Origin of the sequence: Paenibacillus sp. 453mf, from assembly GCF_900116105.1 — a bacterium.
Taxonomy (GTDB): domain Bacteria; phylum Bacillota; class Bacilli; order Paenibacillales; family Paenibacillaceae; genus Paenibacillus; species Paenibacillus provencensis.
The window spans coordinates 151,081-176,181 of the sequence record NZ_FPAC01000001.1 but is presented as its reverse complement, the minus strand read 5'-3'; the positions used below and the strand labels follow the sequence as shown (position 1 = coordinate 176,181).

Genomic DNA, 25,101 nt, shown 5'->3' with positions numbered 1-25,101 from the left:
TCGGCTGGCCATGGAGGGCTCTGTATGCGAATGTTCGTCCGATCGTTCTTGGATTGGAAAGCTTTTGAATTTGTCTATGCGGTATTCTTTCCAATAAGGAGATCAAAGGGTCATTTTCTTAGGGAAAAATACATTTAGAGATTAAGGAATTATAAATTGGAATTTAGGTAAGTACAGTCTGGATCATCCAGAGGTATAAATGAATGGCTAAGGAGTCTACACGACAGTCAGAAGAAAATGAGACAGAAAAATATAAAATCCACTGTAAAAAAACGTTGGTTTGAGATTTAAACCAGCGTTTTTTTCGTCTACTCATAACCCGCCTCACTTCTTATCAATACGCTTAATATGACCTGCTGCAATCATCATCACCTGATCAAAATCATTTATCACTTTTATAATGTAAGCAAAGAGTAGTATGCTTAACAGGATGATATACATACGAGAACGACATATGCTCCATGAATCCAATACAGAACAGGATGATCCTCGTTATGCCCGACATATTACGTAAAAACAAAGCAGCGCGCCTTAGCTTAACTCTGCTCACTGCCATACTCGGTGGCTGGGTGTTTGATCTTCTTCACATTCCACTCTCCTGGCTGCTCGGTCCTATGGTATTTGTGCTGATCGGCTCTACTAAATGGAGAATTCATTTTGAGTGGAACGCCTCTCTGCGAAATACAGGCATGATCATTGTTGCGTATACGATGGGCTTGTCCTTCACTCTCTCTGCTCTCAAGGAAATTACACGGCATCTGCCGACCATGCTGCTTATGACTGTACTGCTGCTCCTGCTGTGCGCCGGCATGTCCGTCATTTTGTCCCGGCTGATGCGAACGGATTTCCTGACGATGCTGATGGGCAGTATCCCTGGCGGCTTGAGCCAGGTCGTAACCCTCGCCGAGGAAACTAAGGGAGTGAATGTAACGATCGTCACCGTCATGCAGGTCATTCGTTTAATGACCATCATCATATCCGTTCCTGCCCTGCTCTTCAGCCCCATCGTCGGTCAGACTCATGAGCGTTCAGGTGCCGGAATTACTGAAGCAGCCACCGCGATGATCGGCAGCGATCAAAGTATAATTTTGAATTATGTGCTGTATGCTGTGGTCTGTATTCTGAGCGCATGGGCAGCCAAGCATTTGAAATTTCCAACTGCTCCGCTCCTCGGACCAATGATGGGTACAGCATTGCTGCAAATGACGGGAATAGTCGGTCCCATTCTTCCTACTGCCGTCCTCAATGGGGCGCAGGTGCTCATTGGTGCATATCTCGGACTGCTGCTTAAGCCTGGACAATTTACACAAAGGTTTAAAATCTTATCCCTCTCAATCACTTCAAGTCTGCTGCTCGTCGCCGGCGCGGGTATACTGAGTTACTTGTTGTCTGTGTTTGGTTCGGTCAGTCTTCCAACCGCGCTGTTAAGCCTGGCTCCAGGAGGAATGGATCAGATGAGTATTATGGCGCACGAGATCGGTGCAGATCTATCCATTGTTGCTGTCTATCAGCTGTTCCGCCTGCTCTTTATATTTTTTGCGGTTCCGCCTATGCTGAGAATGGTAATAAACTATGTACAGAAAAAGAACCAGCTAGTTGCCGAGGAACGCTTTTAATTTGATAGAATGCCTAAGCTGGTTCATCTGTGTTTCCTTCATTATTAGAAGCCTCTCCGCTTCCTGCACGCTGATGAGGTGAAAGGACAGCTGAGCACCTGGAGGAAGCTGTGCAAGGAGTGCGAGATCCGCACTTGCGACATGGGCTATTCTAGGGTATCCTCCTGTCGTCTGTCGGTCAGCCAGCAGAAGAATAGGTTCTCCACTGGGCGGCAGCTGAATGGTCCCTTCGGTTACCCCCTCGGAGAGAAGCTCAATCTCACCTGTAAGTTCTAAGGGACCCTCCGTTCCACGGAGCCGATATCCCATCCGATCTGAGCTTGGCTCGATCCGATATTTCTGGTATACAAAACTTTGTTGACCACGTGCTGTCATCCATGAAAAATGACTTCCCTCCATGACCCTGATGACATTCTCTCTGGGATAGAACCCAGACGGATCAACGTACCAGGCTGTAGTTACATACCCAATATGCTTGACCCGCCTTTCTTCAGCAATCCTCTGTTCGAGTAAACGGCTGCATTCTCCGGGTTTAAGAACAGACAGAACGTCTCCCGCTTGCAGCATCCTGCCCGAATAACCTCCCAGCTCACTTCTTATATAAGTACTCCGGCTTCCCATCAGAACGGGAACATCGATCCCTCCAGCAAATGCAATATAGGCTCTGCATCCCCTTTTGCTGGAATAATCAGGTCCTCTGAATTTGATCCTGCTTCCTTCGTTTACAATAACTGGCCTCCACATTGGCAACGGCATGTCGTCTATAACGGGTCTTAGATTCCCACCACAAACCGCTATTAGGCCTGTGTGCTCCATCCTAAATTCAGCTCCAGATAAAGTCACCTCAAGCACTGCGTCTGCCTCTTCATTACCTACGAGCATATTTGCGATTCTGACCGCATCCTTGTCCATCGCACCCGAGACAGGAACCCCGTATTTCTGATACCCCCATCTACCCAAGTCCTGTATTGTCGTCAGTAGTCCGGGCTTTATCACACGAATACTCACTGTTCACCGCCTCCCTGAAATAGAGAAACACTTCTGAGTGTTTGCAGATCTGTACTCCTTCTCCGAGATGGGCTGAAATCGCACCCGATCCCCGGCTTGAAGCAAGGAAGGCTCTTTCACCAGCGGATTAAACAACTGCAGCGGTGTTCTGCCAATGATCTGCCATCCCCCAGGTGTAGTCTGTGGGTACACCCCTGTCTGTCCTCCTGCAATCCCGACACTTCCTGCCGGAACCTGCGTGCGAGGCGCGGCTCTTCTTGGTGTGGCGATCCGTTGATTCATCCCGCCAAGATAAGGGAATCCCGGAGAGAATCCTATCATATACACGGTGTACTCCGGAGTGGTATGCTCTCGAATCACATCTTCAGCAGATAGGCCTGTATGACGGGTCACTTCCTCCAAATCGGGTCCCGCTTCTCCTCCGTACCATACGGGAATCGTGATAGATCTTGGCTCTTCGCGCTGAAATTGAGAAGACTTGCCGAGCAGCGCCGTGATGTAACTTCTAACTCGCTGTGATGGGGAAACATACTGCGCACTTCTGTCCAGCCCTTCGTCACATCCGGAACACATTTCAAATGCCCCGCTTACGTCACGCATCACTACAATGGGGTCGTAATGAACTGTAATGCTCGCGTATGCAGGTACACATTCGAGCATCCCAGGAAAAGCCTGCGCCTCCAGCTGGATCAAGCACGAACGCACTTGCACGTGAATCTCAGGATCGATTCGCTGATCAAATTCAATCAGAACGGCAGAGTCACCCATAGAGATTAATTTTGGTATTTTTACTTCCATATGACCCTGATCCTGATTCTCTTTATGGTCCTCATTCATACCCGCTCACCCGCTCTTCGCACCTCGATCCCCTGCTGCTTGAAAGCTTCTCTTAATTGCAGAGCATGCTCGATAGCCTCTGGCGTGTCGCCATGGATGCATAACGTATCAGCCTTGATCTTAATCGGTGTTCCTTCCCGTGAAATGACTTCTCCGGATTGAATCATCCTCAGTGCCTGCCGCACACAAGCGGAAGAATCATGAATTACTGCTCCCTTAATATGTCTCGGGGTCAATGTTCCCCCCGCTTCATAGGTACGGTCTGCAAATACCTCACTGGCCGTTCTAATACCGACCTCTTCTGCAGTATGAATGGAATGACTTCCCGCCAGACCGAACAGAATCAGCCTCGAATCCACACGATATACAGCTTCGGCAATCGCTCTTGCGATCGGTTCCCGCTCAGCAGCCATATTGTATAGTGCTCCATGAGGCTTCACATGAGACAGCTCTGCTCCCTCTGCCTTAGCAATCGCAATGAGTGCTCCAATCTGGTACAAGGTCATATCGAATACTTCCTGAGGAGTGACGGCCATTTCCCTTCTGCCGAAACCGATGAGATCCGGCAAGCTTGGATGTGCTCCAATCGCAACCCCATGTGCGAGTGCCAGCTGTACAGCTTCTCTCATCTTCCCTGGGTCCCCCGCATGATAGCCACAGGCAATGTTCGCACTCGATATGTATTTCATCATCTGTGCATCGGAGGTCGAAGGATACGCCCCATATCCCTCCCCCAGGTCACAGTTCAGATCAATTTGAAGTTTATGTGCTAAATGGTTACTCATATGCAGCAACAGCCCCCTGATCATAAATCAACTACTTGAACTAACTTCCTACGTATTCTTTCTTCATCATATCATTACTTTCATTTTGATTTCGAGACAATTAGCAGTACACTAGAAGAGATCAATATTTACCAGGCAGGAAATAGGGAGGATATTTCAAAATGGATTTTCAAACTAAACTCAACAATTATGCCGAGCTCCTCGTTAAGGTCGGTGTCAATGTTCAACAAGGACAAACGGTCGTGCTCAATATTTCGATTGATTTTCCTGAGCTTGCTCGTGCAATTGTCAAAAAATCTTATGAAGCCGGTGCGTACAAGGTCAAAGTAAACTGGTCAGATGATGCCGTATCCCGTATTCAATACGACATGGGATCAGAGGAGTCTTTTCTGGATGTTCCTACGCATGCCGCAGCAGAACGGATCGAGCAGGCTGAGAATGGGGCTGCCTTCATTACGATCAAATCGGATGATCCAGATCTGCTGGCCGGTGTTTCTCCGCAAAAGATCATCAATGCCAACAAAACAGCGAGCAATGCCCTTACCAGATTCCGCCAGCTGACTCAATCCTTCAAGGTAAGCTGGACACTTGGCTCGGCTCCATCTGCAGGATGGGCAACCAAGGTGTTCCCTGATGTGCCTGAGGAAGAAGCAGTGGCGAAGCTCTGGGACGCCATCTTCCAAATGGTTCGTGCAGATCAGCCTGATCCAATTGCCGCTTGGGAGAAGCATGTGGCTACCCTGAAGGAGAAATCCAGCTATCTGAACAGCAAGCAGTACAAGCAGCTTCATTTTATTGGTCCGGGAACGGATCTTAAGCTCGATCTGCCTGAGAACCACGTATGGCTTGGCGGCAACAAGGAGAATGAAAAAGGCGTTTGGTTCGTACCGAACCTGCCGACAGAAGAGGTATACTCTGCTCCGTTCCGTACAGGAGTGAATGGAACCGTATCCAGCACGAAGCCGCTCAGCTACAGTGGTAATATCATTGATAATTTCACGTTCACGTTTGAGAACGGACGCGTAACCAAGGTTACAGCAGAGAAAGGCGAAGAAACCTTGAAAGGTCTTGTCGGAATGGACGACGGCTCCCACTATCTAGGAGAAGTGGCACTCGTTCCACATCATTCACCAATTTCCGATTCCAACATCCTGTTCTATAAGACCCTGTTCGATGAGAATGCCAGCTGTCACCTAGCCATCGGCAGTGCTTACTCTGCTTGTGTTGAAGGCGGCACAGAGCTCTCTCCAGAAGAGCTGCGTGAACGTGGGCTGAACACAAGTGTGGCGCATACCGATTTCATGATCGGTTCCGGTAAGCTCGACATCATTGGAATTACGAAGGATGGCAAGGAAGAGGCCGTCTTCAAGCAGGGGAACTGGGCATTCTAAATAAAATGCTATGATGCTGCTCTTCAGGGAGCTATAAACAAAACGCAGTATGAAAAGATAGAGTATATATAGATGAGAAAGACCCGATTCACAGCTAGCTTGTGAATCGGGTCTTGCTATTTCAGGGAGTAATTTTAACAAAGCGAGATCATAAGTGATGCTGCATTCAGAACGGGAAATTAGCTCGGAATCAGAACAGCGGGGCTCGTTCGGATTCTCGAACAGCGACTTCTTATTCCAGCTTCACAATTGACTCGTTTTCTCTATCCCAGCCCCATTTGACCGGACCGTGAAGAGGAATCCCTCCATACCATAGCTCTTCTGTTAAGTCTGGCATATAATGAACGGCTCCGTTAAGCACCTTCTCGCCTTGCTCTGTCAGTGTTAATACCGCCTCTTTAAATGCTTCGGGGGTGAACTGATAATCCGGAAAGCGATCACTTCCTGCCAGATGCAGCACAGGAGCCGAACCAGCGGCCATTCGTTTGAGAATCGACCAAAATTCGAGATCACCCATACCAAGTAGATGCAGCTTGTCTCCGACTTCCCTGAACAGGGAATGCGGTCCTCTCAGGCCTCTCTTCAAGGCAGCAAGCACTTCCTGCTCGACACAGCCAAGACCATCTTGAAGCGAAGGGAGTCTTGATAGATGAGCAGTAAAGGCTTTTTTGGCAAATGGAAGAATCACTGCCTCCGCTTCGGTCTTCTCCAGCATCTGCGCAAGCTCACCCGGATTAGACGATATATAGGCCCGCCACCACGCACTTCCCAGCTCAAGCTCATCACGGCTTAGCAGATGCCATGTCCCGGATAATGCTTGGAGCTCGGGTGGAGATAATTGTCCCAGTCCCCGAAACCGTTCAATTCCAGGATAAGATCCAATGCTGAGCAAATTCAGCTTAACAACACGGCCTGTATCCTTCTGAGCAAACCAGTGGAGCAGATAGGCAAGCATCGTCTGGTCAAACAAATCATGCTCGAACCACAGCACGACCTCATCAAATGCAGAGAGCCTCTTCAGCACTAGTTCCTGACGGTGACACTGTGCCATGTACTCTCCTGCCGGAATACCAAGGAGGCGTTCCAGGGCCTCTGCCCGCAGAGAGGAATTCACTTCATTCTCCATATCCTCAAATAAGGGCCCGCAGGAATAGATTTCGCGCCACACCAGGATTTCACCTTGTATTCCTGCTCGTTTCAATTTATCTGCAACGATGTCACCGTTCACAATATGCAGCATTTGGGTTCCTCCATCATATAAGTTGTGATTGACGTGCGTGAAATCAACTACCGGAAGCCGTGACTTCAGCTTGGCTCGAGCATCAAACAGCCTCTTTTTAAGGACCTTTCACTTCCCTATCGGCTGTGCTGAAGCATATCATGGGCGAGCAATGCCATTTCGATTGATGTTCGACGGTGCGGCAGCAGCCAGTCCTCTCCCAGAATCTCCTCCAGCTTATCCAGCCTGTTGTACAAGGTTTGTCTATGAATATATAGAGATTTGGCGGTCTCCAGCTTGGACCCGAAGGCGTTCATATATGCCTTGAGCGTTGACAGAAGCTGAAGCTCATGCTTCTCATCATACTGAATCAATGTTCCTAAGTGGTCCTGTACAAAGGACTTCAGGAACTCGTTCGGAGCAGCCTTTAACAATTGATAGACCCCAAGCTTGTCATAAAATAAACAATGGTTCATCTGAGGCACACTCCGGCTGACCTCAATCACCTGATAGGCCTCCTCAAAGCAGCGTGAGGATTCAATCATCTTGCTTCTGCTTTTGCCAAAACCGGCATGAATTATCACACCTTCAAGCTGCTGGGTAGCAAAACGGCTGGTATCCTCTGTAATCGTCTGGAGTGTAAGCATTAGATTGCGCTCTGTATCCTTCGTGATGGACTCTTTTGCACAGAGCACATGAATTTGGTTCAATTTCATCATCACCAGATGAGGCACATTATTTTTCTTCAGCAGCGAACGCAGCAATACCATAATATCCTGATGACCCGCTTCCTTTCGCTCCTCCGCTACGTTCTTAGAACGATGCTCAATTTCCATCACACCGCCTATAAATAGGTATTGACCTTTCACCAGCAGCCGCAGCCCCATGCTCGTCTGCGCCTGTTCTTCATTATGAATCCGGTTGCTGAGCAGATCCTGCAGGATGCCGTTCTGATTGCGGAGCATTTTGTCTTCAAGAAACTGTGTCCGCAGAAGCAGCGTAGCTACTGCTTTTACTGTGTAATCCAGGAGAAGGGATATCGCTTCCGTCGGCTGTTCTCTGGTTACGATGCCAACGCCCGAGAACACCTGCCCAAAAATGACGACAGGCTGGAACAATACCGTTGTGCCTTCATCTAATTCAGCTTGAATGTTGGATTCCTGACTCCCCAGGTTCCTATGCTCTACTTCACGAGAGTACAGCTCTGATATTGAAGCTGCTGCTTCCGGTTCAATACTGGGGTAAAACTGGTTATGCTCAAGTGAAGAGATATACGCAACCTGCTGGGATGAATATTCATGGAGCAGACGGAGAATGCTGGACACATCCGTGCTTTGGAGCGTCAGCTGCTGAATTTTGCGAGAATAATTCTCCAAATCCTTTAGGAGCTGATGCTGACGGTTAATAATATAAGAGTGAATATCCTGTGTAATCTCCACGAACCGGACGGGTCTGTCAAATACGATAATGGGAAATCCATGCTCATCGGCCAATTTAAGAATATCCGCAGGAATATGATCAATACTTGTTCCGAATTCGACACACAGTCCTGCCGCCTCGCTCTGGATGAGCTGAAGAAGATACTCCTTCCGCTCCTGCTCAAATTTGAGCCATAGGCCAGTGGAGAGGATGAGATCTCCTCTGCTCAAGTAAGGTGAAATCTTGGTTATTTCCAGAACATGAACCCAGCCCACCTGACGATGGAGCCCCTTCTCGCCTGCAGCAATATGCGCTCTTTTGAAGATGGGTCTGTTCATGACCTCTTTTATTGTAAGAGATTGAGGATTTTTCAGAAAAAATCACCACCATGTCAATTTTAGTTACATTAATAACAGGAATGAAAACCATGACACTCGACTATTATGACATAAAGTTATGCAAAAGGGTTGATTTGTAGACAAAAAGTAAGATGCATTTTGCTATTATCCAACATAGAATTGTAGTATAGCTGACATTAAATTATATATAAAACTTTGAATCTATCAGCATTGTAGAGTTTAAAACATCAAATTTACTCTAATTACGAGGTGATTCGCATGATCATTGGTGTACCAAAAGAAATCAAAAACAATGAAAACCGGGTAGCTCTAACACCCGCAGGAGCAGCAGAATTCGTTCGCAAGGGGCATCAGGTTTACGTGGAATCCGGAGCCGGTAATGGCAGCAACTTCACGGATGCTGAATATGCTGCAGCAGGAGCTGAGCTGACGGACGTTGCCTCTGTATGGAATAAAACGGATATGGTGATGAAGGTCAAAGAGCCACTATCCAGTGAATACGGATATTTCAGAAAAGGCCTCATCCTGTTTACGTATCTTCACCTCGCGGCCGAGCCTGAGCTTACCAAAGCTCTCGTGGACAGCGGAGTCATTGCTATCGCTTATGAGACGATCACGGTAAACGGAGCTCTGCCTTTACTGACACCTATGAGCGAAGTCGCTGGCCGAATGGCTGCCCAGATCGGTGCTCAGCTGCTGGAGAAGAACAAAGGTGGTAAAGGGATTCTGCTATCCGGAGTTCCGGGTGTAAGCCGTGGAAAGGTTACGATCATCGGCGGTGGAATTGTAGGTACGAATGCAGCCAAAATAGCGGTAGGTCTCGGTGCAGATGTGACGCTCATCGACCTTAGCGTAAATCGCCTCCGCGAGCTGGACGACATCTTCGGCAGCAGCATCCATACCCTTGTGTCCACACCTGCAAATATCGCTGAAGCGGTCGCAGCTTCTGATCTGTTGATCTGCGCCGTGTTGATTCCGGGTGCCAAGGCTCCTCGTCTCGTAACGGAAGACATGGTCAAGAATATGAGCCCTGGCTCGGTTATCGTCGATGTTGCCATTGACCAGGGTGGAATTGTGGAGACGATTGATCATATCACGACCCATGACAACCCAACTTACGTGAAGCACGGCGTAGTCCATTATGCTGTAGCCAACATGCCTGGCGCAGTGCCGCGTACTTCTACACTGGCTCTCACGAATGCAACCTTGCCTTACGCCTTGAAGCTGGCTGATCTTGGTGCACTTCAAGCCATTAAGCTGGATAAGGCCATTCTAACAGGTCTGAATGTATACAAAGGTCAGGTAACCTATGAAGCCGTAGCGAGAGATCTCGGGTATCCCTTCGTCTCTGCGGAAGAAGCATTAAGAACCGCAGTAACCAACTAATTCCTCTGTAACCCGGCTACATCGATATGCAGCACATAAACTTCTATTGATATAAAAAAAGCAGAGCCTGCATACTTAAACTCAAGAGTATGCTGCTCTGCTTTTTATTAAGAAGTCAGGTACGGATCGGCGCGAGCTCATCCTGCACTTCTATCTTGCGCTTCCGGTCCAGCTGATAGGATAGTGCCGTAATAACAAACGCAACAACTGTAAATGCAAGAGCCAGCCACGGAAGAGCCGTAAGTCCTCTGCTCTGTACGACCAGCCCTCCGATAAAAGACCCCACTGCAATACCTGTATTATTAGCAACTGGCATCAGAGAAGTCGCAAAATCTTTTGCGCGCGGCACATATCTGCGAGCAAGATCAATAAGATACAGCTGAGTAGATGCATTGAGCACATAAGAGACCAGTGCGATCATAATCAGGCTCACTAGGCCGGCAACAGGCACGGAGGCAAGCAATCCGAACAGAACAAACAGTGCAGCCTGAACCATGAAGACGAATCTCAGCTTACCAATGTAATCCCCAGTCGCGACTCTGCCTCCAATATAATTACTTACGATGGTAACCAGGCCATATACGAACAGAATAACGCTAAACCATGCCTTCGGAAGCCCCATGACTTCGCCCATAATCGGTTCGATATACGTATACACTACAAATATGGCAGCCGTCCCGCAGGCAGGAATCAGAAAAGCAAGGATAATCCGGGGATTCCCGAGCAGAACAAACTGCTCTTTGGCGGATACCTTCACAACGGGAATACCTCTTGGAATATATACCGCGTTTAACAACAGCGCTGCAACTCCCAGAATGCTGACGAGAATAAATGCAGCAGGCCAATCAAAAAACTGTCCTACAAAGGTGCCGATCGGAACACCAAAAACATTAGCAATCGTAAAGCCGCCTAAAATGTAAGAGATTGCACGGCCACGGCGCTCAGGGGCCACATAATCACTTGCTACCGATATAGCCAGTGATAAGGACAAGCCGCACAGCATCGCCGTCGCGATTCGTGTCCCCATCAAGAATGCAAATGAACCGGATAATGCACTAAGTATGTTCAAGAATATAATGAGTGTAATCCCCGTTAATATCAGCATCCGCTTGGGGAAGCGACCGAAGATGCTTAATACAATCGGTGTGCCGACAGCGTAGGCCATGGCAAATCCGGATACTAATATTCCCGCTGCCGTCAGCGTAACGCCAAAATCACGGGCAATGTCTGACAACAGACCGACAATAACATATTCCGTCGTACCGAGGATGAATGCCATCAGTGTAAAAGAAAAAACGAGCCCTTTTTCTTTGGTGTAAGACATGTTTCTCTCCCTCTATCTTTATATAATTTCATTGTGCGATGGATATAATGAAATCCGCCTTTAACAGCATACGAATATTAGAGGGAGTCTACAATTAAACATGTTGCTGGGTTTTGTTCCTTTGTTATATATCTTGCTCTTTTATTTGACATAATTTTAGCTTGACTTTAAGATGTGAACCAGGATTCAGTTGACACAGAAGGAAGGGATATAGGTGAACAAGAACGCTGCGCCACCTGCTGAACAGCTGCTATATGCCGGGAATATGAGTAATAATCCGGACTGGCAGTTTCCAAGCCACAAGCATGAAGACCTGTTTGAAATTCTCGTTATCAAGGAGGGCGAAGGGGACTTCACCATAGGAGAATCAAGCTATCACGCAGTCAAAGGGGACGTGCTCATTTATAACAAAGGCATTCTTCACGCAGAGAAATCTTCCAAAGAGCACCCTGTGTTTATTTGCTACTGCGGCTTCTCTTCTGCTCGCGAATATATTGTCCCGCTTCACGCCCATCCTGTGATTCGTGCTAACAAATACTCGAACGAATTGATCATGCTTATGGAACTGCTGTTTGAGGAATCATCCATGCAGGAGGAGGGACATGAACAAATCGCAGGGCATCTGCTGAGCTCCATTCTGGTGCTTGTGCATCGCATGCTTAAACTGCAGAATTACGCTCAAAGCCTGACCAAAAACAAGCTGGCAACCGAAATTAAAGAATATATTGACGGAAATTACACACAGCCTCTCCGCCTTAAACAGATCGCAGACGAATTCAATATCAGTTCCTACTATCTTGCTCATATCTTCAAGAATACTTACGAGACTTCCCCAATTAATTATATGATTCAGAGACGCATGGGAGAAGCGACCCGGCTGCTGGTTCAGTCTGACATGAAAGTATGGGAAATTGCCAAAATGACCGGATACGAGAATCCCAACTATTTCTCCATTCTGTTCACTAGAGTTGTCGGTATGTCGCCTAAACAATATCGAGAGCATCATAACCAAAGTCTGTCCTATGCCGAGGGCTTGTCGATGAAACCGCATCATAAAAAAACAGATCTCTAGCTCCCACCAAGATCTGTTCCCATCTAATTGTTATGCTTATTTGTTATGCAAATGATATTAAACTTGAGAGTATGATCGCGTTATGGATTCCAAACGCTCTATCGCCTCCAGACATGCACGGCTGTTGTGGTAAGGACATTTCCATGCGCCGACCTTCTGCTGGCTGAGATTAGGCTCTCCACTTCGGAATACCTGCCAGTGCCATTCCCCGCCTGTACGATCAACAATATAATCCCGGATAAAATTCCAGCTGCGCTGAGCGGCATGCAAGTAACGGGTTTCCTCACTGATCTGATAGGCATTAAGATATCCGACCATCGCTTCTGCCTGCGGCCACCAGTCCTTGCTGTCGTCCAGTCTGCCGTCTGCATGAAGCTCATTGTAGATGGCTCCATCTTCATCTGTCCCCTCTTCAAGCGTCGCCACTGCCATCTTAAGCGCAGCAGATCGAACCTGATTCAGAAGCTCACGATCTCCAAGTACTTCTGCTGCTTCCCATAGCAGCCAGCTTCCCTCAATATCATGCCCATATGAGACGTCAGTAGACTGTGAATTCCATTCATCATCAAAGAACAGCTTGAAGTGACCTGATTCCATATTCAGTATTAGCTTCAAATGGACTTCGATAAGCTCTTTGAGCTTCAGACGCAGCCCCTCCGGCTTCCATATCCGGTATAGATTCGTATAAGCCTCAAGTACATGCAGATGCGTATTCATGGATTTGCGCTCGTTCAGATCTTTGCCGCTGAGGCTGAGATCGTCTGTCTCGCTCCACTCACGTGATAAGGCTTCAACATAGCCTGTATGTACCGGATCATAAGCATAACGTTCGAGCAGGCGGTAGATTTCTTCTGCCAGCTGCAGCGGTTCATGGTTATCCGTAGCCCGAATATATTCAGCGAGTGCATAGATCACAAACGCCTGACCATATACCTGCTTCTTATCCTCTGATGGTGTCCCGTCCGGATGAATCATCCAATAGAAGCCGCCAAATTCATTATCTACAAAATAGGCCTCTAGCTGTTCAAGCGCACGTTCGGCCATATGAAGATCCTCTTCCTGCCCATATTTGCGATATGCCGCAGCAAATGTCCACAGGATGCGCGCATTAAGCACAAGGGATTTGTCCGCTCCTTCTTCAATCTCTCCATCCGCATTCATCGCTCCGATAAAACCGCCATTCGTATTGTCAATCGTCCGTGCTTTCCAGAAGCCCAGAATATTGTTCTTCAGCTCGGATTCGACCTCTTCCAGCCAGCCTGGCAAGTTTAAGTTCTCACTCATACCTTCGTCCTCCTCGATCCTCTCTCATTGCTGTTCATCTGACGCATTCATATGAATCCATAACAAAAAGATCACCATACCAAAACAAATCAATAACAATATCATTGATATATCATGTTTCTGATTAATTAATACGTAATAACAAATCCATTGATATAATAACATAATAGTTATACTATATCTCTCTGTAATCTTCGCTAGTTAATATAAAAATAACACCACAGGGGATAAAATACCCCGAGGCGTTATTCTAAACTACTCTATAACTTTTTTTAAACCGCTCTATAACTGCATATTTCTCTGAAATTGCATTCCCCGCACACTCTTTCCGAAGGCATTGGCGTAAAATATCCGATGTCCTTCGGCCGGTTGTAATAATCATCGGCAAGACAGGACTTCATCTCCTCGATCTCTCTGCCTACCTTGGCAATGACCTCATCAATTTCAGCCTGAGATGCTTGGTAGCTCTCACTATTTCCGGTCAGCAGGTACTCCACTCTGAGCTCAATATGCTCATACGGTATATTATAATGGTCATGAACATAGGCTGCATACAAATACAGCTGATCTGTAAAATCATCCTCCTTACCTGTCTTCCAATCGACAATAACGATGTGCCCCTTCTCATTGCGATACAGCACGTCCATCTTAACGTATACTTTCGTATCGTGCAGAATCATGTGGTCCCATTTCTCGACCTCCATAATATGAGCAATGCCAGACTCAATCTCTTTCCAGGTCCTGCTCTCGTACAGCTTCCCCGCCACTGTCTCCATCCGTGCTTTAATCGAGGTGATCCGGTTCTGCAGCTTGGCATCCTCGTCATAGTACAGTTCAGACAGCATGGTATGATACTTGGGATCAAGATGCCATCCATTCATGTCCTTCGACTCCAAATAAGCCTTGTTCAATAGGTCGCGCATTCGCTTCTGTAAAAATGGTGCCTCCGGCACCGTTCTATTACGTTCCCAGCTTCGGATCACCGATTCACACATTTGATGTGCGAGGTTTCCGAAGATCAAATACAGGCTGCTCAGCTGCTTCAACCGGTAAGTCTGAACCTGATCTGGGTCTGCTGATTCTGGCTTCCACCCGTTATGCGAGCCGTAATAATGGTAATAATATTTACGAAGGCATTCACTAAACATCCCTGCCCGTGAGCCTGAATAAGACCACGGGGGATACATTGTCTTCATGATCCATCAAACGCCTTTCTTTGCAATCTATCATCTCTTTGATGTATTGTATTCTATCATAGCAAGCAACAACCTAACGAATCATTTTATAACACTTGTGCGTAAAACAACGGATAATATATTTTACAATGAAGCAATGAGAGGCCACCCCTGCATATAATATAGGACAAGGCAGGGTTGTTCACGTTAAAGGGGCTAACAGCACATGAGTACTGAATTTGAGCAAGAAGAAGCAAGGAATGATTGGCTGCAGGCCGATCCATTGCTTGCGCAGGTTGAGATTATAGGCAATGCCGACAATGACCTTGTCAGTATTGAAGGAAATACAGATGGACTAGAATGCATCGGTGTCGGCACAGATGCCGCTGTATTTATAATGCCGGAATTGTCTCAGTATGCTTTCAAAATCTATTCACAGCAAGCATTGGACAAGAAAAACACAGAAAAAGAAGTTTATGCGAAGCTGAAGGGCTCTCCGTATTTTGCAGCCTGTTATGGAGACGGAGTGAATTACCTGGTGCTCAGCTTTGAAGAGGGGCCGACGCTTCAGGACTGCCTAACCCTGGGTATTCCTGTACCGGAGCAGGTTATTCTTGATGTGGAAGAGGCTCGAAAGTATGTTAGAAGCGTAGGCCTTAACCCTCGGGATATCCATCTGAAGAACGTGGTAAATCAGAACGGCCGCGGCAAGGTGCTCGACGTCTCCGAATATGTGAAGGAGGGCGACGACCAGCGCTGGGATCACTTAGTGTGGGCCTACTATAATGTCTATCCCCGATTTAACGAAATCAAAGTTCCACTCTGGGTCATTGATGCCGTTAAGAAGTGGTATAACCGCCGGAATAAATCGGTCATGAATCTGGAGGAATTCTCTGCCAAGGTGATCAGACTGTTTGATAAGCTGATGAAGTAAAGAATTATAGAATGAATGAGTCTACTTACTCTTTGCCATAAGATAGGCTCATTATTATAACTAAGCTGTCTACACAAAACAGCGGCATGTGCTTCTCTAAGCCAATCATAGAGATGCTACATGCCGCTGTTTTCGTTCAGAACCTAAAAACAAGCGCCTTGCCGCTGTTTTCGTTCAGAACTTAAAAACAAGCGCCTTTCCTCAAAACCCAAAATCAAGCGCCTTTCCTGTCTCAGCCACACTTTTCACATTGCTTAGAATCATGGGCCAAGTTGATTTCGTTCGTTCATAGGATGGATGCCCTTCACTCCACTCATCATTTACAAAGGTCAGCTTCGTACACCCGCCTACAATCTCAAGGGTATAGGTCATTCGGGTCGAGAGCTCCGCATGATTCTCCGCATAGCTTGGCCCAGGATGCTCTGTGCAGCTGAACATTTTGCCTGGTTCACAGGCAAGCACCTCACCATATACATGCACTGTTTCATCTCCCTCATTCCCAGGGCCGACATATCTGTACCCCTCGCCCACTTTAAATGAAGAGTCGAAGATTGAGCCAAAGAATATCTGCCTTGTTCCTTCCGGCTTGAATAGCGTGTCCCATACTTCCTGAGGCGAAGCCCCAATATACAGCTCATAGCGTAATGCTTCCATAGAATTAGAGTCCTCTCTTTCTTGTGAACAGTGAAGTATTTGACAATATCCTTCTTCACTTTGCCCAAAATTTGTTAAAATAGACAAGAGCAATATTTAATCTTCTGATAACTTGATATTACTACTTGAGAATGAAGGAGTATTGTAAAAAAGCGACAGACAGGAGCGGAGCTGAAATGAGCTTTTTGTTCTCTCAGAAACCTAGCATGGGTATCATGAACCTGGAGAAAGGCGAGGAGCATTTTCGCTTGGAGCGCTTTTTACCCAGTATTGAGCTTCAGCTTTTCATCAAGCACTATTGGGTTGTGGAATGGGAGCTGGCTGAAGACAAGACGCATATTCAGGAGGTCATCCCGAATCCTTGTGTCAATCTGGTGATCGAATCGGGCCGTACTTATTTCTATGGGCCTGCAACCCGTAAATACAGCTATCAGCTGAGTGCCAAGGGCCGTGTCTTCGGGATCAAATTCAAGCCAGGCGGATTCTTCCCTTGGTACCGAGAGTCCATATCCAAGTTGATCGATCATCCACTTCCAGTTGATGAGATATTCCCTATATCCAGCGAGGAGCTGGAATCGATATTTCTAAACACAGCTTCTAATCACATGGAGCTTACTTCCCGTATGAATGATGCTCTATTGCCCCTTTTGCCTCCTGCAGATAAGCTTACCCTCCTCACAGATCAAATGACGGAATATATCCGGCTGCATCACGAAGTTACGAGAGTCGATCAAGTGTGTGAACAGTTTGCAATGAACAAACGAACGCTGCAGCGAATGTTCAAACAGTATGTAGGCATTAGTCCGAAGAATGTAATCAAGCTGTACCGGCTTCAAAATGCAGCTGAAGCGCTCGATCATGGACAAGCGGTGAATACACTTGAGCTAAGTCTTGCACTTGGCTATCACGACCAGTCGCATTTTATTAAAGACTTTAAGACCATCGTCGGCCAAACACCTGATGCCTATACACGTAGCGTCGCACGCCGTTTATAACGGCAAACATCGTAAACTTCGAAAAAGAGACGGTACGGCTCAAAAACGTGGGATAAGCGTTGAACAAGTATCTATCGTGTCGCTCTTGTCCGCAATGGTGCGATTTTCTCAAAGTTAGCTGGACGTTGGACGAGTTACAGCGTCTCAAATCAGTGATGTGATGGGGAATCTTCTACGTGGAGACGCTGTGTTATGTATGGATTCTGCAACCAATTACAAGTCTATTGCCAAGATAAATAATAACATGTGATCTATATCGTTCTGGACTTCTCTAACGTTTGCCAGCCCAATCCTTTTTATCAAGTTTATAATAGTTATATTTTTCGTTATCTATCTCGATAATACTCTGAAAGTTAAAACCGCATTTTTGTATGACCTTATTGGACGGAACGTTATTTAGTAGAGCAATAGCACTAAGCACATTAACGTCCGTATTCTCAAATAAATAATTAATCATTCCTTGTGAGGCTTGGGTTGTAAATCCTTTACCTCTATGATCCTTAGAAATGGCATACATGATTTCTCGATTTGGCGGTGGCAATTCATCTTTAATTCCTGAACAACACCAACCGATAAATTCTCCTGTCTCTTTCAAGATAATTCCTAATCGAAGACGGAGTTCACCCATGTCTTCACTTTTTGATACAGCATTCAAAAACTGTTTGTTTTCTGGAATTTCATAGTTGATAAACCAATCTTTCCTTTGCTCTTTCGATACGTTCCAGCCTGGCAAAAATTCATGTATTTCAGGTTGCCAAGCGAGTGAATGAAAATCATCTAAATCAGTAACTAAAAATTCTCGTAGAATTACATCCTTACATTCAATCGTAAAAATGTTTTCTTTGGAATCGGAACGAGCATTAGTGTTCATAATACATCTCCCTCTATAAACTGTAATAATGTGTATATAATACCTCTCTAAGTGAATCTATTGCGAGGGTAGAATCACTATAACTGTTTTTTATTTAGCAGCAATATTTCAGAAAACAGTTAAATATAAGACCCTGGCTAACAATCGCCAGGGTCTTATATTTATTAATGCTGCGATATCAGGAAGCCGAACCTGTTACACTAGTGCCGTTCTTCGTAATCGTGTAGGTGAGCACCTCTCCGCTCCAGAAATGGAACGTAAGCACAACTTCACCATCATTCGTTTCATTGAAGAAGTTAGGCTTCAGCACGATTTCACCCTTATCATAGGAAGGAGAGAAGGTATACTCAAATTCCTTGAAGGAAGTCCAGTTCTGTGGTCCAGCTGCACTTCCATCGGTATACTTCGCTTCCATCGTGGCCAGCAGATCTCCGTTAAAGGCGGCTGGAATTGCGAAGTCCTCTGTCGTCCCTGCTGCATCCTCCAGCACAGGTGTGCTGTTCGTGATGACTCTGAATTTCCAGTCTGCGCCTTTGTTGAATTCAGCCGTAATGATGCTGTTTACACCATACTCACCGGAAGCGGTCAGCTCTTCAAGCTTGCTCGCTTGAATCGTAAGAACGTCCTTACTTACAATATAATCTTTAAATTTCTTCAAATTCTTGCCGTCCACGCTCAGCTTCTTCAGCTTATTGCCGTTCAGCTCCAGCTGAATGTTCGCGTCTTTAACAGCTGTACCTTTTTCCACAAAGATCAGGTCTGTTTCAGCCGTTGCAGAGCGTCCCTTCCAGCCTTCCTTCATGATGTTGAAGAAGTCCAGATCAGACCATTCGTAGGTCGTTCTATTCATATGCTGGCCGTTATCCCACAGCATGTGAGTTACATCTTTTTCATTCAGATAATGAGTCAGGAACTCAAAAAATTTCAGCTTCTCTCCCTGCTCGATTACAGCCGTGCTTTGGTCAAAGCCAAGGAGTCCGTACTCGCCCAGAATGACCGGGATTCCTTTGGCAACAAACGTATTGTAGACATTATCGAAGGTTTGGATAATATCGTTCTTGGTATCCTCTTCAAAATGGGTGTAGCCTGCAATGTTCACACTAAACGGCCAGAATCCATAATAGTGAACCGTTGCGATAATATTCGGATCATTTAGTTCAGTAATTGTTGCATACAGCTCATCCATTCTTTCTTGTGTAGGCGATGCCCCCAAGGTAGAGAGAACAAGCGGACGTTCTGTATTCTTGCCTCCGGATTCACGCAGAATGCTGTGGAAGGACAAGTTCAGTTCCTTCAGCATTTCGAACATCTTCTCTTCATCGGTCGTTCCACCATCCGAGAAGCGCGGCTCGTTAACGCTTTCAAACATCAATTTGTTGGAATGATCTTTGAAATGATCCGCAACTTGGGTCCAGATTGCATTGTAACGAGCAAGCACTTCGGCATGCTTGGTCTCCATATGGCTGATCCACAACCAGGAATCATGATGAACGTTAATCATGACATACAGGTCTTCATCCAGTGCCCAGTCCACTACTTGTTCAACCCGCTCCAGATAAGCAGGCTCAATGGTGTAGCTTGGGGCTTCCCCAATATGGTTGTCCCAGGTTACAGGAATACGGATACTCTTATATCCCTGGTCTGCGATTTCCTCAATCAGCTCTTTCGTGATCTTCGGATTGCCCCATGCTGTTTCATCCGCTCCGACCGCATCAAGGGAGTTCCCCAGATTCCATCCAGGCTGCATGTCATCTACATAAGCCTGCAGTTTATTTTTGGCCACTGGCTCTGCTTCCTGCTGCTTGTCCGCAGAGGCGACGGATGTGAATAAAGAAATGACAAGTGCTGGGACCATCGCAAGTGCAAGTAAGCTCTTCGAACGCTTTTTGTGCAATACCATTTGCATCTCTCCTTAATGAATTTAGGTCATGTTACAAACGCAACAGGTTATTGAAAGCGCTTTCGGTAATAACTTATCATAATTTCTCTTCCAATAATACCCTGTAAATTCTTTCTATACTCATATGAAAATTAGATATTTCTGAATTATGTAAAATCATGATTTGTACACGTTGTGTTAAGCATTAAGCTTACTTTTACAGCTTAGCACTAAAAAAGAAGAGCAGCCTGATTACAGGAGCTCTCCTCATTAGTTAAACCTTTATATTGATTAATGATCCAGAAAAACAAGCTGGATGAAGAACAACACAGCAAAGATATAGAATATCGGATGAACATCCTTGCCTTTTCCGCGCAGCAGCTTGAGCACAGGATAGAAGATAAACCCTACGCCAATCCCTGTTGCAATACTGTGTGTCAGCGGTGTTAGAATGATAATGAGAAATGCCGGGAAGGCCTCTTCAAGATCATTCCACTTGATCTTACTAATAATGTTGATCATAAAGTAACCCACGATAATCAGCGCCGGGGATGTAATTGCCGGAATTCCAGAAATCACACTGATAATGGGCGAGAAGAACAAGGTCAGTGCAAGCAGCACCGATACGACCACAGCAGTGAGTCCTGTTCTTCCTCCGGCAGCAACCCCTGTACTGGACTCAATATAAGCAGATGTCGGGCTTGTCCCGAACAATGCTCCCGAAGTCGTTCCGACTGCATCAGCCAAGAGTGCGCCACGGGACCGCGGGAATTTCCCGTCCTTCATCAGCCCTGCCTGTTCAGCAACACCGAGCATCGTGCCCGTTGTATCAAACAGGGTAATCAGAAGGAATGTAAATATAACCGTATATAAACCGTTTGAGAATACACCAGCAATGTCCAGTTGAAATGCAGTGGTCGTAAAGCCCTGCGGCAGAGACACGATGGATTCTGGCATTTGGAATAGTCCCATCATCCAGGCAATAATTGCTGTAATGACCATACCGATGAATAGATAACCCTTTACGTTGTAAGACATCAGTACAACTGTAATCAGCAAACCGATAATCGTCAGATACGCCATAGGCTCGGACAGATTACCTATTGTAATCAGCGTAGACTCGGAAGCTGCGATAATGCCCGCATTCTGCAGTCCAACTGTTGTAATAAACAAACCAATTCCTGCCGTAATCGCGTGCTTCAGACTTTCTGGAATTGCATTAAGCAGCATGTAGCGGAATGAAGTCAGTGATAGGATAATGAATAGAATACCTGCAATAAATACCGCACCGAGTGCAATTTGCCACGAAACGCCACTACCTGCTACAACACTGTATGCAAAAAACGCATTTAATCCCATGGCGGGCGCCATAACAATGGGATAGTTAGCCCATAATCCCATAATCAGTGTGGCCACAATACTCGCAAGCACTGTCGCAATAAACACACCGTTAAAATCCATTCCTGTGCTGCTCAGAATACCTGGATTGACGACCACGATATAGACCATCGTAAAGAATGTCGTAATTCCGGCTATAACTTCGGTTGAGGCGCTAGTGCCTCTTTCTTTTAATTTGAACCATCTTTCCATGGAATAGCCTGCCTCCAGCCTTCATAGTTGTGCATACGGCGCTAAAAACAAAAAATCCTAATCTACTCTTATAGGATTGTTAAAATGTTGCTCCTATATTCGTCATTAGGATCTAACAGCTCTATTTTATAAGCTTTAAACCAAAATATTAGGATACTTTTCTATGTTTTTAACCTGATGCGCATTTCGTATTTTATAGAATTTAACACGCTATGTCAATAAAATCATGATTTGTTCACAGTTATATACGAACTATATTAAGTTTAATTATAGTATTCATTCGCTTTTTATAGATCCTCGAACGCTGGAGGGCGGTACGTGCTTATACTTTTTGAACGTCCTGCTGAAATAAGAAATGTCATTATACCCGGCTGCAAGGGCAACCTCTGAGATCGTCATTTCCGTATTACGGAGCAGATACTCTGATTTGTTGATTCGGAATTGATTAATATAATCGGTGACCGTCTTGTTCGTGAGCTCGCTAAACAACCGGCTGAAGTGAAACCTCGACAAGTTAGCCATCCTGGCCAGCTGCTCTACCGATAGCTCCTCCAGATAATGCTCCTCAATATATTTGAAAACGGGAGCAAACCGCGTCAGATTTTTTGTACGGCTGTTAAACACAGCCAGCGGCATGTATTCCGCAACATATTTACGGAACAAGATCGTGAGCATACGGTACATGCTGGATTTAATCGCAAGCTCATATCCAAGCTCTCTATTGCGAAACTCCTGTTTGATCAGCTCAAACGCCCCTCGCAGCTCCTCATCATCCGTTATGTGATTCTTGAACATCACATTATTCTGTGTCATCGGTGTGATGAATTTGGTCTCCACCGCATCCGGTGTCGGACTCTGGAGCAAGGAAAAATCGGCAATGAGGGCATTATACTGCAGTTCACCGGACAGGTTGATCCCATGATGCAAGTCGTTACTGTTCAGAATAATCAGATCTCCTGCCTTGGCATGAGCGACCTGGGAATTGCATTCGATCTCCGCTTCGCCGTGCACAAAATACAATATCTCCATATGCTCGTGAAAATGGGGATGGAACAGTGCCTGCCCCTTCTCTCTATACTCACAATGATGAAGCTTGATTGGAAAGTGTGGATCTGGCATGTCCATAGGTTCCCGTAGTGCAGCGTTTCTAAGCATATAACCCCTCCAATGACCGCACAATTGTTCAAATATTCAGCATCCGTCTGCATGGCTTTCTCATAAGCCCCAAAATACAATAGTTGTGAATCGAGAATAGAATGAGCCATAGAATCTGACAACGCATACTCTTAGAAATTCAACGCTTAGTATGTATGCGGCGAAGATCGGTTCTTCCTATCCAGTATATCCTATTACAGAGTTTGAAGGGAGCACGAAATTACATATGAGTACACTTAAAGTTGGCGTCATTGGCGCAGGCAGCATCTCTCAACATCACTTAACTCCTTATAAGAATAATCCGAATGTAACACTCCTCGCGGTCTGTGATATGAATCTGGAAAGAGCACAAAAAACAGCCGAACAATATGGAGCTCCGCACGCCTACAGCGACTATAACGAGCTGCTTGCCAATGATGACATTGAAGCTGTCAGCATCTGTACCTGGAATGATACCCATGCCGAGATCAGCATCGCCGCTCTCAAGGCTGGCAAGCATGTCCTCGTGGAGAAGCCCCTCTGCCGCACGGTGGAAGAAGCTCTTAAGATCGAGCAAGCGGTTAAAGAATCCGGCAAAATACTTCAAGTCGGCTTTGTCCGCAGATATGATCCGAATGCACAGATGCTCAGAGCTTTTGTAGATAACGGAGAATTCGGTGAGATCTATTATGCCAAAGCTTCTTATTTACGCAGACTTGGGAATCCGGGCGGCTGGTTCGCTGATTCTAGACGCTCCGGTGGAGGTCCGCTGATTGATATCGGTGTCCACGTCATTGATCTGTGCTGGTACATGATGGGCAGACCCAAAGTTAAATCCGTCAGCGGCAACACTTACCGCAAATTAGGCAACCGCTCCAATATCAAAAATTTATCTTCTTATAAAGCAGCAGACTACAGTGCAGAGAGTAATGATGTCGAGGATTTGGCCAATGCACTGATTCGTTTTGAAAATGGTGCTTCATTGCTAATCGACGTGAGCTTCACACTGCATGCCAAGGAAAATGAAGGTGTTGTTAAGCTCTATGGTGACAAGGGTGGGTTCGAAATCGATCCAGAAGTCGTCATTGTCACAGAGAAGCACGATACGATTGTCAACATCAGGCCTCAAACAGACAGCAAGGGCTTCCAATTTGAGAAAGCCTTCCAGAGCGAAATCGATCATTTTGTCGAGTGCGTACAGACAGGCAAGCAGCCGATCAGTCCTGTTGAGGATGGTGTAGAAATTATGAAAATCCTTCGCGGTATATACGAATCTGCCAGCACAGGAAAGGAAGTGTATCTATGAAGCTCGGACTCAGCACCTACAGCCTGTATCAGGCACTTCGCAGTGGTAAAATGACCATCGCAGATGTCATCGACTTCACTGCAGATCATGGCGGAGAGCATGTGGAGATTGTGCCTCTCGGCTATAACCTTACCGAGCAGCCTGAACTGATCGATACGATTGTATCCAAAGCCACTGAACGAGGGCTTGAAATTTCCAACTATGCGATCGGTGCTAATTTTCTGCTGAATGATGCGGATGCTTATGAACAAGAAATTGCCAGAGTACAGCGAGAGGTAGATATCGCAAACCAGCTTGGCGTCAAATTAATGCGTCATGATGTGGCCTCTTCCCCAGATGTATCCATCGCCAATTTCAATGCTCATTTGGAGCAGTTAGCGACGGCTTGCCGCCGCATTGCAGAATATGCAGGTCAGTACGGGATCACGACGAGTGTGGAGAATCATGGTTTCTTCATTCAGCAAAGCGATCGTGTGCAGGCGCTGATTCATGCTGTAGGACTCCCTAATTTCAAAACGACACTCGACATCGGAAACTTCCTGTGTGCTGACGAGCAGCCTATTGCAGCTGTAAAGAACAATCTTCCTTATGCCTCCATCGTGCATATCAAGGACTTCTATGTTCGTCCGGCAGGGCACCATCCAGGTGAAGGGTTCTTCACCTCCACTGCAGGACAATATCTGCGCGGTGCGGTAGCCGGGCAAGGAGATATTCCCATGCGTGATATTATCGGGCTCATCAAGTCCTCGGGTTATGACGGCTATCTGAGCCTCGAATTCGAAGGGCTGGAGAATTGTGAATTCGGTGCAAGGGTAGGACTCGCCAACGTTAGAAAAATATGGGACGAAGCATAGCAGGCTGAA

General features: G+C 46.2%; 21 protein-coding genes. 8 read left to right on the top strand and 13 right to left on the bottom strand.

Annotation, left to right across the window (positions count from 1 at the left end; genetic code table 11):
• The first annotated feature begins 494 nt into the window (after positions 1–494).
• Positions 495–1,616 (top strand): AbrB family transcriptional regulator, encoded by a 1,122-nt coding sequence (locus BM415_RS00750; protein WP_091153547.1) that lies wholly within the window; start codon positions 495–497, stop codon positions 1,614–1,616.
• On the opposite strand, the gene BM415_RS00745 is transcribed toward BM415_RS00750, so the two are convergent.
• The 3 genes from BM415_RS00745 to BM415_RS00735 are packed head-to-tail and all read right to left on the bottom strand — an operon-like array spanning position 1,593 to position 4,246.
• Positions 1,593–2,624 carry a 5-oxoprolinase subunit C family protein gene (locus BM415_RS00745; RefSeq protein WP_091153544.1) on the bottom strand — a complete coding sequence of 344 codons (1,032 nt, stop codon included), beginning with the start codon at positions 2,622–2,624 and terminating at the stop codon, positions 1,593–1,595. The two genes, BM415_RS00750 and BM415_RS00745, sit on opposite strands and share 24 nt — an antisense overlap.
• Positions 2,625–2,627: 3 nt before the next feature.
• Complete coding sequence (gene pxpB / locus BM415_RS00740; RefSeq protein WP_244533104.1) at positions 2,628–3,461, bottom strand: 5-oxoprolinase subunit PxpB; 834 nt, start codon at positions 3,459–3,461, stop codon at positions 2,628–2,630.
• Positions 3,458–4,246, bottom strand: coding sequence for a LamB/YcsF family protein (locus tag BM415_RS00735; RefSeq protein WP_091153543.1), 789 nt, complete (start codon positions 4,244–4,246; stop codon positions 3,458–3,460). Before BM415_RS00735 ends, pxpB begins: the two co-directional genes overlap by 4 nt.
• Before the next feature lie 161 nt (positions 4,247–4,407).
• Here BM415_RS00735 and BM415_RS00730 point away from each other — a divergent pair, with 161 nt between their 5' ends.
• A complete protein-coding gene (locus BM415_RS00730; RefSeq protein ID WP_091153540.1) occupies positions 4,408–5,637 on the top strand; it encodes an aminopeptidase in 1,230 nt (409 codons plus the stop codon).
• A 232-nt stretch (positions 5,638–5,869) separates the two neighbouring features.
• Here BM415_RS00730 and BM415_RS00725 read toward each other — a convergent pair whose 3' ends face one another.
• Both BM415_RS00725 and BM415_RS00720 read right to left on the bottom strand, forming a co-directional pair.
• A complete protein-coding gene (locus tag BM415_RS00725; protein ID WP_091153538.1) occupies positions 5,870–6,877 on the bottom strand; it encodes a DUF1835 domain-containing protein in 1,008 nt (335 codons plus the stop codon).
• A gap of 116 nt (positions 6,878–6,993) precedes the next feature.
• The gene (locus tag BM415_RS00720; RefSeq protein WP_244533103.1) at positions 6,994–8,613 is read right to left on the bottom strand and encodes a PucR family transcriptional regulator; all 1,620 of its coding nucleotides are present in this window, start codon (positions 8,611–8,613) and stop codon (positions 6,994–6,996) included.
• 279 nt (positions 8,614–8,892) lie between these two features.
• Here BM415_RS00720 and ald point away from each other — a divergent pair, with 279 nt between their 5' ends.
• Positions 8,893–10,020, top strand: a complete 1,128-nt coding sequence (gene ald / locus BM415_RS00715; RefSeq protein WP_091153533.1) for an alanine dehydrogenase — start codon at positions 8,893–8,895, stop codon at positions 10,018–10,020.
• Between the two features lie 115 nt (positions 10,021–10,135).
• Here the strand turns inward: ald and BM415_RS00710 are convergent, their stop codons facing one another.
• Positions 10,136–11,344, bottom strand: coding sequence for an MFS transporter (locus BM415_RS00710; protein WP_091153530.1), 1,209 nt, complete (start codon positions 11,342–11,344; stop codon positions 10,136–10,138).
• A gap of 214 nt (positions 11,345–11,558) precedes the next feature.
• Between BM415_RS00710 and BM415_RS00705 the strand changes: the two genes are divergently transcribed.
• Positions 11,559–12,416 carry a helix-turn-helix domain-containing protein gene (locus BM415_RS00705; RefSeq protein WP_091153529.1) on the top strand — a complete coding sequence of 286 codons (858 nt, stop codon included), beginning with the start codon at positions 11,559–11,561 and terminating at the stop codon, positions 12,414–12,416.
• Between the two features lie 57 nt (positions 12,417–12,473).
• Here the strand turns inward: BM415_RS00705 and BM415_RS00700 are convergent, their stop codons facing one another.
• The gene (locus BM415_RS00700) at positions 12,474–13,700 is read right to left on the bottom strand and encodes an AGE family epimerase/isomerase (protein ID WP_091153526.1); all 1,227 of its coding nucleotides are present in this window, start codon (positions 13,698–13,700) and stop codon (positions 12,474–12,476) included.
• A 272-nt stretch (positions 13,701–13,972) separates the two neighbouring features.
• Positions 13,973–14,896: a PD-(D/E)XK nuclease family protein gene (locus tag BM415_RS00695; RefSeq protein WP_244533102.1), complete on the bottom strand. Its 924-nt coding sequence runs from the start codon at positions 14,894–14,896 to the stop codon at positions 13,973–13,975.
• A gap of 205 nt (positions 14,897–15,101) precedes the next feature.
• Here BM415_RS00695 and BM415_RS00690 point away from each other — a divergent pair, with 205 nt between their 5' ends.
• The gene (locus tag BM415_RS00690) at positions 15,102–15,809 is read left to right on the top strand and encodes a protein kinase family protein (protein WP_091153524.1); all 708 of its coding nucleotides are present in this window, start codon (positions 15,102–15,104) and stop codon (positions 15,807–15,809) included.
• Between the two features lie 201 nt (positions 15,810–16,010).
• Here BM415_RS00690 and BM415_RS00685 read toward each other — a convergent pair whose 3' ends face one another.
• The gene (locus BM415_RS00685; RefSeq protein ID WP_091153522.1) at positions 16,011–16,463 is read right to left on the bottom strand and encodes an SRPBCC family protein; all 453 of its coding nucleotides are present in this window, start codon (positions 16,461–16,463) and stop codon (positions 16,011–16,013) included.
• Positions 16,464–16,639: 176 nt separating this feature from the next.
• On the opposite strand from BM415_RS00685, the gene BM415_RS00680 reads away from it, so the two are divergent.
• Positions 16,640–17,458, top strand: a complete 819-nt coding sequence (locus BM415_RS00680; protein ID WP_170862324.1) for a helix-turn-helix transcriptional regulator — start codon at positions 16,640–16,642, stop codon at positions 17,456–17,458.
• A 271-nt stretch (positions 17,459–17,729) separates the two neighbouring features.
• Here the strand turns inward: BM415_RS00680 and BM415_RS00675 are convergent, their stop codons facing one another.
• The 4 genes from BM415_RS00675 to BM415_RS00660 form a co-directional block, all read right to left on the bottom strand.
• Positions 17,730–18,329 (bottom strand): GNAT family N-acetyltransferase, encoded by a 600-nt coding sequence (locus BM415_RS00675; protein ID WP_091153516.1) that lies wholly within the window; start codon positions 18,327–18,329, stop codon positions 17,730–17,732.
• Positions 18,330–18,507: 178 nt separating this feature from the next.
• Positions 18,508–20,223 (bottom strand): cellulase family glycosylhydrolase, encoded by a 1,716-nt coding sequence (locus BM415_RS00670; protein ID WP_170862458.1) that lies wholly within the window; start codon positions 20,221–20,223, stop codon positions 18,508–18,510.
• Positions 20,224–20,499: 276 nt separating this feature from the next.
• Positions 20,500–21,798: an NCS2 family permease gene (locus BM415_RS00665; RefSeq protein WP_091153513.1), complete on the bottom strand. Its 1,299-nt coding sequence runs from the start codon at positions 21,796–21,798 to the stop codon at positions 20,500–20,502.
• A 276-nt stretch (positions 21,799–22,074) separates the two neighbouring features.
• The gene (locus BM415_RS00660) at positions 22,075–22,953 is read right to left on the bottom strand and encodes an AraC family transcriptional regulator (RefSeq protein ID WP_091153511.1); all 879 of its coding nucleotides are present in this window, start codon (positions 22,951–22,953) and stop codon (positions 22,075–22,077) included.
• A gap of 226 nt (positions 22,954–23,179) precedes the next feature.
• Here BM415_RS00660 and BM415_RS00655 point away from each other — a divergent pair, with 226 nt between their 5' ends.
• Both BM415_RS00655 and BM415_RS00650 read left to right on the top strand, forming a co-directional pair.
• Positions 23,180–24,238: a Gfo/Idh/MocA family protein gene (locus BM415_RS00655; protein WP_091158951.1), complete on the top strand. Its 1,059-nt coding sequence runs from the start codon at positions 23,180–23,182 to the stop codon at positions 24,236–24,238.
• The gene (locus tag BM415_RS00650; protein ID WP_091153509.1) at positions 24,235–25,092 is read left to right on the top strand and encodes a sugar phosphate isomerase/epimerase family protein; all 858 of its coding nucleotides are present in this window, start codon (positions 24,235–24,237) and stop codon (positions 25,090–25,092) included. The genes BM415_RS00655 and BM415_RS00650 overlap by 4 nt, the downstream gene beginning before the upstream one ends.
• Positions 25,093–25,101 lie beyond the last annotated feature (9 nt).